Origin of the sequence: Haladaptatus sp. W1, assembly GCF_001723155.1 — an archaeon.
GTDB classification, from domain to species: domain Archaea; phylum Halobacteriota; class Halobacteria; order Halobacteriales; family Haladaptataceae; genus Haladaptatus; species Haladaptatus paucihalophilus.
In genome coordinates this window covers 1-13,666 of sequence record NZ_MEIH01000094.1, presented here as the reverse complement: position 1 = coordinate 13,666, position 13,666 = coordinate 1, and the positions used below count along the sequence as shown (strand labels likewise).

The following is a 13,666-nucleotide window of genomic DNA, read 5'->3' as shown; positions in this document are numbered from 1 at the left end:
ACGGTGGGTCAGTCGGCATACTAGCGTGTATGTGCTCAAGCGAGATATCTCTTTCTCAGACTAATTATCTCGTTAGCTGCCTTACGGGGAAACGGGTTTATGTCAGCTCTTGTGGGACACGCTGTGGTTAGAATAATACCTTAGTGTTGGTGAGAATTAAACAAAAGCCGACACATGGGGTAATTATTAACTAGTCACAGCATAAGATAATATCAAATGGAAACGTTCCCAATCGCCGTCAGATCATCAACACAAAGGTCATTTTGGTCTGACTGCCCGCGATATCGGTGAAGCACTCGTCATTCCGTTTCTCGGCCTCGGCATTGCCCAGAGTCTCGGTGCCTCGGGCGATCTCTTTCTCATTGCAACCGGTCTTGCGCTCGCACTCGGTGTGATGATCCTCCTCATCACGCCTGCTGCACAACGGCCGCTGAGCTACGCCCGAGCCTGTGCTCATTACTACCTCGGTACCACCACCTACCGAAATCGCCGAACACGACCCGCCACGGAAACAAGGAAAACTCAAGATGTGGTTGGTGTCCGCAACGCTGGCCTCGACATTGAAACGATCGAAGCGGAAGACGACCACGACTCCCATCAGTAATCACCATGGACTCACCACCGCCTGCCACCGACACCTCGACAGCCACTACTGGACAGTCTGCCAGTCGAGACGAAGCAGAGACCGAGAACACTGAATCTGGCTCCACAACGACACCCGCGTCGACGACAAACGAATCAGCCACAGAGCCATCCGCCGACAGTCCCACTGTACGGACAGCACTAGGGATAACCGATCGAGCATACGAAACCGATGCAGAACGGCCTGAATCAGATTTGGACGTTCTCCGGGAGATGGATGCCGCCCTCGAAGAAATTGACACAGATCTCCCAACGGCTCGTGAGGAAGCACGAGCTCGTGACCAGTTCCACCTCGAAGATAAACTCAATAAGAAAACGACGACACAGGCGCAACTCGGCTTTGATTACGTTCGTGATGACGGCATCGCAGTCGACGGCGAAGATTATATCGGACTCGTGAAAGTCCAGCCCCGGAATTGGCTGACGCTCAACTATGAGCAACGCCGGCAGGTCATGAGTGACTACATCTCTTTTCTGATGGCGTTGGATTGGGCGATCGCCATTCCGTGTTATCCCCGTGAGTTCGACCTCGGTGAACACTACAACAAGTTCATTCGCGGTGGCACGAGTGTCGCCGCACGAGGACAATCTCCGATTTTGCAGTATGGACGTCGCTATTACATCCAGTGGGCACAGGACAATATCGATGGTTCGGGGATCAAAGCACGTGACTACTACATCGTTATTCGCGCCAACGCCGCGCAGGTCACGACAAATCTTGATACCGGAAGCGTCCTCAATCAACTAAGCACGCTCCCGCTTATCGGCTCTGCTGGTGCAACCGTTCTCGAACGCCTTCCATGGGTAAACAGCCACGAGAAGGCAGAGACCGAGCTGTGTATCCGTGAAGTACACAATCGCCAGCGGCGCGTCATTGAGAAACTCGGACGGACAGATGTGACGACTGAATTAGTCAGCACACGGCAAGAGACGATGGAAATCCTGTATCACTACTACAATCACGTAAAACCCGAGTTCGACAAATTTGACCATGCGACCTTCTCCAAGGGAGAGATCTAACGATGGGTTCCCGCCTTCGGTCACTCATTCCAGGGTTGGAGAGTGAGCCGGGACTGGATGAGATTGATGATGAAATCTTCGACCGGGCGACTGCCATCCTCGAAGCGAATGGGGACGAGTTGTCTAAGGAAAACATCCAAGCACAGGCCAAACATCTCCTCGAACTCGAAACGGCCGAGAATGGTGAGATTCGTCTGGGTGTCCTCCAAGACGAGACGGAACGTTCGCTTGCCGATCGGGATATCATCGCCCCACATGAGATTTCCGAGGAATCAGGGCTCTTAGAGTCTGGCTACATGGTCCGTGGAGGCCAGTACGTCCGCACGATGACGATCCATGGCTATCCCGAGCGTGTCCCACTCGGGTGGCTTGACGACCTCTACACGACTCACGACAATATTCGGGTGACACAGCATATCCGCCCGCGTGATTCACACGAAATTCTGCGGAAACTTCGCAATCGGCTCACACAACTTCGTGCCCGTCTCTATCGGAAGGACGAAAAGAATCAGAGTGATACCCACGAACTCGAATCCGATCACGAGGCTGTCTCGGATCTCATCTGGGATATCATCCGGGGGAGACGAAGTTGTTCACCTTTGCTATCTACTTCGAAATCATCGCCGACTCGAAGCAGGAACTGAATGAGGCGACTGACCGAGCCTTGGAGATCATCGCCAAGGCAAATACAGAAGCCGTCCCCCTTGAGAAGCGCCAGGTCGAATCACAGGATGCCCTCGCACCGGTTGGAAGTGATCCGATCAAAGCCACGCAACTCATGCAAGAGACGGCTGTCGGCACGATGTTCCCATTCATCGAACCTGCACTGGCCGATGACGAGGGTGTTTACTACGGGTTCGATGGAACGCATACTCCAGTTCTTCTCGATCGCTATCGGTTTTCCTCGTATTCGAAAGTGATTGCAGGTGAGATGGGCTCGGGGAAGACGTTCGCCGAGAAGTACGAGATGTTCCATCGCATGATGATGGATCCGGAAATCGAGCTCCTCGTCCTGGATCCGCTTGCTGACTTCGTCGACTTTGCAGAGGATCTCGGTGGGCAAGTCATTCGCTTTGGTGGCGAGAACACGATCAACCCACTCGAAATCCGTCGCGGTATCGACGACGTCGTCGAAGACCCCTTCCTCAAGAAGTACCGGTCGGTCATGGAGTTGTTCCGACTGCATTTTGCAGCCGGTGACGGTCAAGCACTTTCAAATGAGCAAGAGGGGATTCTTCGACGTGCCGTTCTGCTCTCCTACTACCAGTACGGAATCACCGAAGACCCAGCGACCCACGAGAACACGAGTCCAATAATCGGAGATATCATCGATATCCTCGAACACATCACCGATGGCGATGCTCCCACTGAGTTCCTCGACTATCATCCTGATGCCAACAAACGACGAGTTGCTCCGAAGGTCCAGGACATCGCCGATCGATTTCGAGAGACGGACGAGCGGCTTGCCTACCAACTGTTGCTCGGACTCGAAGCCTTCCAGGAGGGCGGTGAGAATGCGAATCTGAATGGGCGGACGAACGTCGAACTCGACAATCGGCTTGTGACGATCGATATGTCGATGTTCTCCGATACGGGGCAAGCACCGCTGTTCATGCACGTCATGTTCGACTGGATCTACCAGCGAGCACAGAGCAGCGATCGCCGGACGCAGGTGACGATCGATGAGGCACACTATCTCTTGCGTCGGGCCGCCACGACGGATCTGATCGACCTCTTCATCCGGCATAGTCGTCACTTCAACACGGGACTGACGCTGATCTCCCAAACGGTGGATGAATTCCTCGTTGAGTCCACCGAACAATCAGCAGACGCGCTAGAGAAAGCCCGCGAGATCTACAACCTCTGCAACATCAAGCAAATCTTCCGGCACGAATCAGTAAGCGAGGAGATGATCGCCGCTCACGACCTCACCCATAACGAACAGCGGTTCATCGCTTCTGCACAGACCGGTGAGGACGGAACCCACTCTGAGAGTTTGTTGCTCGTCAATGACTGGAAAAAGCGCATCCAGTTGCATGTCGATGAGTTTGCCGTCCACGTGCTCGACGAAGACCTCGATCCGTGGGAGTACCTGATCGAGCAGAATGCGCTCGACACGAGCGATGTTTCCTATTTGCTTGCGGACGGACGCGCCGAGGAGTACGATATTCCTCAATCACTACTCGAGCAGGCTCGCGAATCTACGTCGTCCACCAGCTAACGCGCAAAATTACAGGAGTCAATTCACCACCCATGGCAGCCACCCGTCGCTACATTCGAATCGAACCAGCCCACGAGCGTGTCACCCCCGACGATATCATCTCCCGACTCGCCGGCCTACGTAAGCTGAATTGTGGCTGGAAGGTCAAGTACGATCCTCGGAAAAGTGCACCTACGTTCGAGTTCCTCGCACTCACACAGGGGAACCAAACGCCGGTGCGCTTCTATCTCGGCGTCGACGATGAGTCGCTCTTGTCGACAGTCCGTTCGGAGTTGACCACTGCCTATCCGGCGAGTTACGACCTCTCAGAGGAAACACTCGCGCTTCCCGACGAACTACTTGGGTCATCGATGGGGGACGGTAATACGGAGGACGACGAAGACACAGCCGAATCCAACTCCATCAATGATGCGCGGACAGCGCTCTTGGATCGGTCGCCAATCGCGGCTCGGTGGCAGGGCGTGGCAACGCGCACTGACGACTGGATGACGCCGCTCACACAGTATTCACAGCTCCACGCGACACAGAATGGCGATAGTGTATCGGCAAAGGCCCCGCTTGCAACGTCCGTCGAGCGGCTTGCGAACGCGAGTGCCCCCACCGTTTTGCAAGTGCTCTTCACTCGGTATGCGGACTGGGAGAAAGCGGCCAACACTCGCAAGGAGAATATTCAGACGAAACGTGATGGATTCGTCCAAACAACGAAGACCAATTTTAGAGATCTGCTTCGGGGCTATGACGAGGAAGAGATTCGCGACCGACGGCGTGGCCGAGACACGCCACAGATCGGGGAGAATATCGGCCAATCACCACACACGCCGAGTGGTGGGGTGGCCTCTCGCCAAACACTTATCGACCAGAAAAACCCGTCCCAGACGTTTCTAATAAACATGCGTGCAGCGGGGGTGCCACCTGCTGATGCAGACGATCCGACTGTCGGAACGGTGGAGAGTGAGGTCGACGCACTTGCGAACGCGTTCAATCACCTCAGTGGGGCGTACTATGAACTCGACGGCAGTCGTCTCACGAAAGGGCTAACCAATATTCGCGATCCGGCCAAGAAAGAGCTCAAACGGCTGTTCGATCGCTCACTCACAATCTCACGCCAAGGGCGCAAACGCCCGCAACTCATTTTGAATGCGGACGAACTCGCTAATTTCGTTGCCGTGCCGAGTGCCCATACATTGACCACTGAGGGTGCTCGTGGGACTCGCGGCAAGGAGCGGCTCCGCCAGCCGTTATCACTCCCAGCACCGGAGATGTTAAACCGGTTATCAGCACCTGGAATGGCGATTGGTTTGCCGCTCAAAGGTCGGAATCAGCCACTTGACGATGCGATCCACGTCCACCGATCAACACTCGTTACACATTACATTCGCGCCGCCTCGACTGGCTCTGGAAAGTCCAAAAGCGTCCAGAATGACATCCTCACGCTCTTTGAGCACGTCGGCGGTCCAACAGTGTTGCTCGAATCGAAAGGCGATGCGATGGTTGACAACTATCTCAAAGCCCATTACGCGAAATTCGGAACGCTGGACAACGTCTATCACTTCGATGTTCCGGATATGCTTCCTGCCTTCTCGTTTTTCGATATCCGTCCCGTGCTCGCAGTGGGTCGGCGTCGCGAAGATGCAATTCAGGATACCGTCGAGCACTTCCACGAAGTCATGCGGCTGATTCTCGGGGCGGAAATGCACGATCGCGCATTCGTTGCGAACGAGATTCTGACGTTCTTGATCAAAGCACTGTTTGACAAGGAGTACGGACAAGACGCGTTTAGCCTGGATACGCTCATTGAGGCCGTGTATCAGATGCGCCATGAGCGCATTATCCCGGAAATTTGTGCCGAGAATGCGCATATCGAGCAGGCGTTACTCCAGCAATGTGAATTGGACGAGACGCAGTTTCAGCAATCAATGGGTGGTGCTGCAAATCGACTGAACAAACTGGTCGAACTCGAGCACCTCTACCAGATCTTCAACCACGTCCCTGAGTGGGACGACGAAGCCAACGAATACACTGAGAACGTCTTCGACTTTCGACATTTTCTCGATGAAGATGCAGTGATTCTGTTCGACATCGGCGACTTGCGTACTGACTCGCGCAACGCGTTGACGATGGTTCTGCTGAGCAATCTCTGGGATGCTGCGCAGGGATGGTCCGATGAGAACACAGCAGATGGGGGAGAACCAATGGCCAGTGATGAGAAGATTGCGAACGTCATCATTGAAGAGGCAGCAGTGGTTGCGACCTCCGAACTCGTCTATGAGGAGTTTTTGCCCCAAGGCAGGGGCTTCGGTGTGAGCCTTGGCCTGATTATGCAGTACCCCGATCAAGTGAACGATCACAGTCGGTCGAATCGACCGTATAAAGAGATTTTGAACAACGTGAAGACGAAAATCATCGGGAACATCGAGGTTGATGATGAGCTCGCGAAATCGATGACTCATGAGAATTTATCCACACAGGATCTCCGCAAGCGGATACAACGATTACCGTCTGGCGAGTGGATCGTGCAACTTCCAAGTCCCGGCTTTGGCGAAACAGATCCGACGACATTCTCACTCGCACCCTTGCCGATTCCCGAGGGGCACCCCGAAAGTGACCAGCCACTCTCCGGTGATACGCGCCACCTCTTCGAGGAGATGGCCCGTCCGCAGGTCAGACGCCGAACCCAGAACGAATGCAGTATCCCCAATCGACCGAGCACAATCGGGCATGGGGATGCACGGGACACGCTTGAAGAGATGGGGGAGGAGAGCACCACAGAGGCAGACGGGTCTCAAGAACACACAGCCGACGCTGAAGCTGCCGACGGTGGAACTCCAGCGGAGACACCCTTCTTCGGAGGAGGCGGTATGAGTGACGCCACACGCACAGCTGCAGACGGCGATGTCGCAACGGGTATAGAAGACACACCAGCCAGCGACCGACCGGGTGACGAACAGGACTTCGGAGGTGCTTCCATGTTCGGCGCTCCGACTATGGAACAGTCACCACCCGAAGACCCACCGAACTCCACATCGTCCGAGCAGACAGAAATGGGTCCCCAGAATGGACCTAGTAGCGAAGGAGAGGCGGGAACCACAGATGCAGGCGAAGAACCGAGGGACACGGACGACGAGAGCAACCGATCAAGTGATGCTACACTCTCCGAGCACGTTCACTACGATACGGAGACCGATTGCTACGTCTGTGCTCTCTGTGGTACCGAGTACACAGACGCTGAAAAGCGACGAGCAAGCGTCTGCTGTCAGTTTGCGTCGAAAGATGAGGTCTTCGTTGCCGCTCGGCGGGCGCACAAAACGACTGATTCTACCAGTGACCTTCTCGATCGACTCCGGAAAATCGCTGTTCATGCCGAAGACTACGGCATTGAAATCTCTATCCAGGAGTTTGCATCGCTCGATTCGCCTGCTGAATCCGGCCCATCGGAGGAAGAGACGTCAGAGCCACGTCCAGAACCCAAACAGACACAGGGGTCAGATATGACGGCAGCAGGTCGTTTCAGCGAAGCGACAACGGATATTCCCGATACAACGCTTCGAGCAGAGGGTGTGACACGCGATGAGGCAGCGTTCTTGGGCCTCGTGCTTGATGCGATGAACCATCAGCTTGAGGAGTACTCGCTCACTGAGAGTATGGCTGATTTCGACGAGCCGTTCTCCAATCTTGACGTTGAGACGCTCATACAGAAGGGGTTTCTCGAGAAACATCGCGCTTTCCGGCAGACGTACTACACCGTGTTGCCAGCCGGGCGAACCTTCCTCGACCGATCACTAGCTGTGAACCCAGGGGTGGGCGATCTTGGCGAGAAAACCCCGCACAAAGCCGGTGTCGTATTCCTTGAACAGTGGCTTGTCCAGTACCACGATGTCGACCGGACAGAACGCTACTATCAGCACGACGCGGGGACTGTTTTCGATGTTGCAGGATTTGACGCTTCAGGCGACCTCTGTTGGGTTGGCGAAGTTGAAACGAAGAGTCATAATACGGACGCCGTGATCGCTGATTACGAAAAGCTCGCGAAGGCCAACGTGAACGTCGCGTGGGGCTTCGAAGACCGAGGGTGTGCGATCGACGTGATCGACACGCTCATCGAGACAGGTCAGCTCGATCTTTCGCTGACCGCCACCCAGAAACAGACGGTCAGTGCGCTTCGCGCCGCTCTCAGCCAAACGGCAATCCCCGGCATGACCGCTGTGAATACGTTCCGGCGTCTCAAAACGGAGGTTGACACAGAGCAATGACGCCGACGTGGCGCGAAGCAACTCACGACGAGCTTCATACCTACTACACGGAGTCATTTCCAGGGAAAACCGACGTACTGCCCTCGTTCATTACCGTCGAAGGGCCGAAGGAGTACGCTATCGCATTCCGCGATCCATACCCCATTCGGGAGCAGAATACACCCGATCGAACGTTCATCCGCCGAAAAACGTGGCAGACTAGCGACTCGGGTGATCGAGTTGCACAGCACTTCGACTCACTAGACGAGCTGGTCGAGTTCATCCAGTATCCAGCTCGGCACGATCCGTTCCGAGGAAGTACTTACGCGCTTGCCGATCCGGATCTCCTCGAACGTCCCGAGCCACGATCGGACGCGGTCTATTATGCGCTTGACCACTGGGAGCGTCCGTGGGTCCTTGCCGTCGATATCGACGCCAAGGACATCGCAGCACGGCGAGCGGTGTCCCAGATGGAAACGACCGCTGAGTCCACGGAATCAGTCGGACCTGACACGCTACGAGATGCTGGCATCCTTGACAGCGCACCCAAGGGCTATCCCTATACGTTTGCGGATATCGAGCACGCTCTCGAATACGGATTTACTGTCCAGGAAATCTTCGAGGATGACTTTGCAGCCACGGAAACGATGGTCGTGTACTCGGGACAGGGATGTCATGTCTACCTGCTCGATACTGACCGCAAGCATCGCTACGACGAGCAAAGTCGGGAAGTGATAAACGACCTGCTGCTCGAAGAATACGAGATCCCGATTGATCCGGTTGTCACGGCCGACCGTCGCCGCGTACTGCGGCTGCCATACTCGCTGCACGCCGATGTTTCGCGGGTCGTCCAACCGGTCGAGAGCCCGGATTTCGACTTCCGAACCGAAGCCGTCCCCAGTTTTCTCGAAGCATGAGCCGAACAACACCACTAAACGACGAATACATGGCGTATCGAGTGGCAGCACTGCCCCGCGATGAAGGAGAGGTCCAGCTCACACAGTTATTCGAGCGTGGATATCAGCACTGGATGGTAGACGATACGCAAGAAACAGAGAAGTTGCTTGCAGACATCGATCGATTCACATGCGATGCATTTGCGCCAAGCACACGTCGGAAGGCCGCAGAGCGACCGTATGTTAACGACCCAGGGATGCTTGCCGTCCTCGCAACCCTCGGTGCGGTCTGTATCATGGATCACCCGAAACTCGAAGAGACACCACCACGTCACCTCGCACTCCTTGGTGATCTACGCGAACTATATGTGAACAACATCGCTTCGCTCATTCGCGAGTATGATGATTTCACCCTGCATCAGGAGATAGCCGAAATCCTCTATGCGAAAGAGCCTGGTGAAGACGGCCCTCACTCTGGTCGCGTCTGTACAGACGTCACGACACGCTCTGCGTTCGGTGACGGATACTATCTTGAGATTCCACTCGTCGCTGCCTCGCGGAAATGCTTGGCACGGACAGATCGTGACGGCGACCAGCAAGGCGAGATTCAAGCACACGTCGCAGACAACCAACTGTATGTCCCGGTCTCTGATTTTATGACGAAGTATCGGTCGTATGCCGAGGATGCGTTTGGACGACTACTCACTGCCCAAGAAGAAGCGCTCACACCAAAGCAACGGAGTTGGCTGACGGCAAATGAATCGGCAATCACCGAGCGAATCGATCGATTTTTCCGGGCAGGTCAGACCCATCGCCTCTGGGAGAACTGGACCCGACAGAAACGGGATTTGCTGACGATCATCAACGCTGTCAAGGCAGCGGACGCCGACACGGCGCAGCTGGACAAATCGCAGACAGCACGAGAACTCTATGATGCGTTGGACGCTTATGAGCCCGATCAACTGTGGGAACAACACGCCTGTGATGCGATTTCGACCCCGCGAAGCCTCGGGAACATCCTCTCCGCGATGCAAAATCACGCGAGCGTAACTGTCGAACAGGCCTGGCAAAATCGCTATACACTTACCGAGTACAGCGATGACGCGCAACCGATTCATATCGACGATCTTGAGGACCTCTTCGAGCTCCCCTGCCTGGCAGCAATGGACGAACGGCTCCAAGACAAAAAACCGGTCCGCAAAGACTTGTTCAATCTCGTGCGGATGGCATGGTGGTTGTCCCAGTATCGAGACGCAAGCACAGCAGAATTCATCAGTGATGTGAAAGACCTGTTTTCCCGGTGGTCCTGGTACGATGAGGAGATAACGGAGTACCAGATTCGATACGAACTTGAGAACGAGATCGACGGCGAGATTCCCCTTCCAATGAATTGTTCGAACGATGATATGCAACGCTACTGTATCGGGCGCGATCAGTGTCCATACTCAATCTATGGGAGTCTTCCGTTCCCAGATGAACTGTATGAGCAGCTCGATGGCCACTCAAAATCGAGGCCTAATTGAACGGAAAATGGGCTACTCTATCACAAAATAACCAAACATCTGATATTGCTTTCCAGTCGACGACGATGGTGTAAACCTAAGGCTGGATTTAGCTCTTCTATGCATGAATTTTCGGGGGCTCAGCGGTTTTGACCCCCAAATCCTAAGGTTGGAATAGTAACAAGAAAACTCCCTGCCTAAGGTTGGATGAGTTACATAATTGGATGGCAAATCGAGAAGTGGCGTTGGTAGCGGTTTGAGACGCTGTAAGGCTGCATTTACAATTTAGAACTGCTCTCGATGATCCTAAGGCTGGATTTTACGGCCGGAAACCAGCCCTACGCCCCTATACACGATTTTAAAACTGTCAAAGGTCGACCTGTACCTCCAAAATCTTCCAAAGTAATAGTGGGGTACAGGGGTGCAGACAGAGAGTAGGAAAGTGCTGAATTGCGAGGGAGGGCAAAGATCGCCGAGATCATGGAAGTATCAATGACGGGAGCAAAGAAAATCGAGCAATTGGGACCGTACAAAGAAGGCTGGCGACCCGACAGCGAGAAACAAAAATGGATGGGCAACCAACGGACGAGCCACGCGTAGATGAGGTCTCAGTTTCTACCACCCAATTGGTTCGACAATAGTATATTTTGACCAGAGTGTGTGCATTCTCCGTCGGTCAAGTGAGAACATACTACCATGGCTTGAATCGAGTGGTACCCCAGTATCATGAACAATACAATCGCCGGTTCCCATCGTCATATATCATATTCAGAGCATACTGGGAAGGTCTATTTGCACCAATAAGCGTGACTGTACTTACTGTGGTTGAACTGTCATCAGATATGGATGGCTGCCCTGTTGAGAGCCTAGTACTTGACAGGAACTACGTGTTGCAGACAGAGAGTGCATTTAACAGACATTCAGCGATGGGACAACCGGGACGTTAGTGTGCGAACTGTCCGATCCGACTCAAGACCGGTACGACCAGACGATAATGCCTAGAACGGCCAACGCGACAGTAGTCAACCATATCGCGGTCGTCTCTTCGGAGACGATGTGAATTGTAAAGCTACCTCCGAATATGGCACCCAACGGTCCAGAAATGATAACGATTGAGATTGCGTCCCCTACCGAGATCTCTGAATTTCCGAGGGCGGAAAGCGTGTCACCAACGCGCATACCAGAAGTGGCCGCTGATTAAAAATAACTCTATCTACAGTATGTCTGTCCGTTCGCTCACTCCGTCGCCTGTATGTAACACCGAGGCCATCGCCTGACCGATATGCGCCCTGTATCTTGCAGCGGTTCACCGAGTTACCGAGGTTCTATCACAAACGTCGTGCTGAATATAGAGGATGTATCGGTCACTGCGGGTGATCTGCCTCCAAGTTAGGATGAGTAAGACCGTGTGAGATGGAGACGTTCGCGAGACTGGCCTCTTTCAGACATGGGGCGACGTCGAACTCGATTACGACTGATCTGGGGATCTGTCCACCGATCCGGTGTAGCTCGGACGGGGGTGCTGCTGGCGCACCCTCGACGTCAGGTGGTCGACAACGTACTCCGCATCCCTTCCGAGGCCGGTGAACAGCCCCGACGTCATCGCGTGCAAGAAAAACAGGCCGACGAAGTACAGGCCAGGTTCGTCCGGGACGACGCCGCGCACGTGGACGGGCTCCTTGGGCTCTTCCTTCCCGTCGAAGATCGGGAGGTCAATCCACGAGAAGTCAGGGTGGAAGCCAGTGCACCAGATAACGTTCTCGACGTCGAGGACGTCGTCGTCCCCGACGACTGGGCGACCGTTGCGGACGCCGGTCGTGCGAGGCACTCGCTCGATGCCAGCCGCGGCCAGATCATTTGGTTTGACCCGAACTAGCTGGATGCCCTGTGACAGCATCTTCGGGCGCTTCCGGCGCCCGATGGGCGTCCCCGTCGTGAGGATCCTGTGAAAGAGCACGCGCATAACGAAGGGGACACCCAGATGACGGCCGAACCACGAGTCGATATGGAACGGTACGTGGCCAACATCCCGGCCAGATAGCCACGTCTCGTGTTCGTCGGCGACGTCGAGGGCGATCTCGGAACCGGAGTTACCCGCCCCAACGACGAGCACGCCCCCGTCCTGGAGCTGATCGGGGTTACGGTAGTCGCTCGTGTGCAACTGGACGATGTCGTCGGAGAGCTCCGAGGCGAACTCCGGGACCTTTGGGACCTGGTAGCTCCCCATCGCCACGATGACGTTGTCCGCCTCGAATCGCCGGTTGCCGGCGCTCACGAGGAAGCCATCGCCGCTCCGTTCCAGCCGGTCCACCCGGACGCCGAGTTCGACGGGCAGGTCGAAATGCTGGGCGTAGGTCTCCAGATAGTCGGCCACCTCATCCTTTGTGGGGAAGGCGTACGGTGAGCCCGGATAGTCCATCCCCGGCAGGGTCGAGTAGCGGGCTGGCGTGAATACTCGGAGGGAGTCCCAGCGGGCTCGCCATGCGTCGCCGACGCGGTCGCTCGCATCGAAGATGACGAAGTCCTCGCCGTGCTGTTGCAGGTAGTACCCGGTCGCCAGTCCGGCCTGGCCGCCGCCGATGACGATGGTATCGTATCGCTCGGTCATGTGTTCCCTCCTCGGCTAAACGTACGCGCCCGAGGGAAGTGATGGTGCCGCATGCAGGATTTCACACCATGAAATCTCGGGTAGGCCGGGGGCCCGCTACGTCAGAGGCTCCAAGCTGATTGGTTTGCCAGTTCAATGGCGTCGGTCGTCGTCAGTGGCGTTACGATGGCGCGGGGGAATCGAAGGCGGCGGAGTCTAACGGGGTCGCCTCCGCACGAACCTCCTCGAAGACCGAGATGGCCCACTCGCGGGCCTCCGGAGCGTCGGTGTCGATTACAGCCACGAGCGCCCCGGTCTCGGCGTCGTGACAGCAGATGCCGGCCCGGTCGTCCACGATGCCGAGGCCGCAGCGGTCGCCGTCGGGGAGGTGGTCATGGACGAAGACGGCCGCGTTCTCGCAGGCGGTGACCTCCATGATCCGATCCGGGTTCCAGGCGAAGGTACCCTCCAGGGCCTCGGGCGTGAATACGTACTCGAACGTCATTCCCTCGAGGACCGCGCCGCAGGCTGTCTCCAGGTTGCTCGACTTGAAGACGATGTTGTCGAAT

The 13,666-nt window shown here is 55.5% G+C and carries 8 protein-coding genes and 1 pseudogene; 5 read left to right on the top strand and 4 right to left on the bottom strand.

Annotation, left to right across the window (positions count from 1 at the left end; translation table 11 throughout):
* Positions 1 to 238 precede the first annotated feature (238 nt).
* Positions 239 to 598 (bottom strand): hypothetical protein, encoded by a 360-nt coding sequence (locus BG842_RS29585; RefSeq protein WP_069449988.1) that lies wholly within the window; start codon positions 596 to 598, stop codon positions 239 to 241.
* 257 nt (positions 599 to 855) lie between these two features.
* Between BG842_RS29585 and BG842_RS05425 the strand changes: the two genes are divergently transcribed.
* A complete protein-coding gene (locus tag BG842_RS05425; RefSeq protein ID WP_175424080.1) occupies positions 856 to 1,662 on the top strand; it encodes a hypothetical protein in 807 nt (268 codons plus the stop codon).
* 20 nt (positions 1,663 to 1,682) lie between these two features.
* Here BG842_RS05425 and BG842_RS30510 read toward each other — a convergent pair whose 3' ends face one another.
* Positions 1,683 to 1,919 carry a hypothetical protein gene (locus BG842_RS30510; RefSeq protein WP_217493274.1) on the bottom strand — a complete coding sequence of 79 codons (237 nt, stop codon included), beginning with the start codon at positions 1,917 to 1,919 and terminating at the stop codon, positions 1,683 to 1,685.
* A gap of 332 nt (positions 1,920 to 2,251) precedes the next feature.
* Between BG842_RS30510 and BG842_RS05420 the strand changes: the two genes are divergently transcribed.
* The 4 genes from BG842_RS05420 to BG842_RS05405 are packed head-to-tail and all read left to right on the top strand — an operon-like array spanning position 2,252 to position 10,531.
* Positions 2,252 to 3,883 carry a VirB4 family type IV secretion system protein gene (locus BG842_RS05420; RefSeq protein ID WP_217493273.1) on the top strand — a complete coding sequence of 544 codons (1,632 nt, stop codon included), beginning with the start codon at positions 2,252 to 2,254 and terminating at the stop codon, positions 3,881 to 3,883.
* A gap of 32 nt (positions 3,884 to 3,915) precedes the next feature.
* On the top strand, positions 3,916 to 8,133 hold the full coding sequence (locus tag BG842_RS05415; RefSeq protein ID WP_069449987.1) for a hypothetical protein: 4,218 nt from the start codon (positions 3,916 to 3,918) through the stop codon (positions 8,131 to 8,133).
* Positions 8,130 to 9,029, top strand: coding sequence for a DNA primase (locus BG842_RS05410; RefSeq protein ID WP_069449986.1), 900 nt, complete (start codon positions 8,130 to 8,132; stop codon positions 9,027 to 9,029). The genes BG842_RS05415 and BG842_RS05410 overlap by 4 nt, the downstream gene beginning before the upstream one ends.
* The gene (locus BG842_RS05405) at positions 9,026 to 10,531 is read left to right on the top strand and encodes a primase-associated protein (protein ID WP_069449985.1); all 1,506 of its coding nucleotides are present in this window, start codon (positions 9,026 to 9,028) and stop codon (positions 10,529 to 10,531) included. The genes BG842_RS05410 and BG842_RS05405 overlap by 4 nt, the downstream gene beginning before the upstream one ends.
* Before the next feature lie 1,447 nt (positions 10,532 to 11,978).
* On the opposite strand, the gene BG842_RS05400 is transcribed toward BG842_RS05405, so the two are convergent.
* Together BG842_RS05400 and BG842_RS05395 are read right to left on the bottom strand one after the other, a co-directional pair.
* On the bottom strand, positions 11,979 to 13,118 hold the full coding sequence (locus BG842_RS05400) for an NAD(P)/FAD-dependent oxidoreductase (protein ID WP_069449984.1): 1,140 nt from the start codon (positions 13,116 to 13,118) through the stop codon (positions 11,979 to 11,981).
* Between the two features lie 160 nt (positions 13,119 to 13,278).
* Positions 13,279 to 13,666: pseudogene (locus BG842_RS05395) on the bottom strand (transcriptional regulator); the annotation flags it as partial.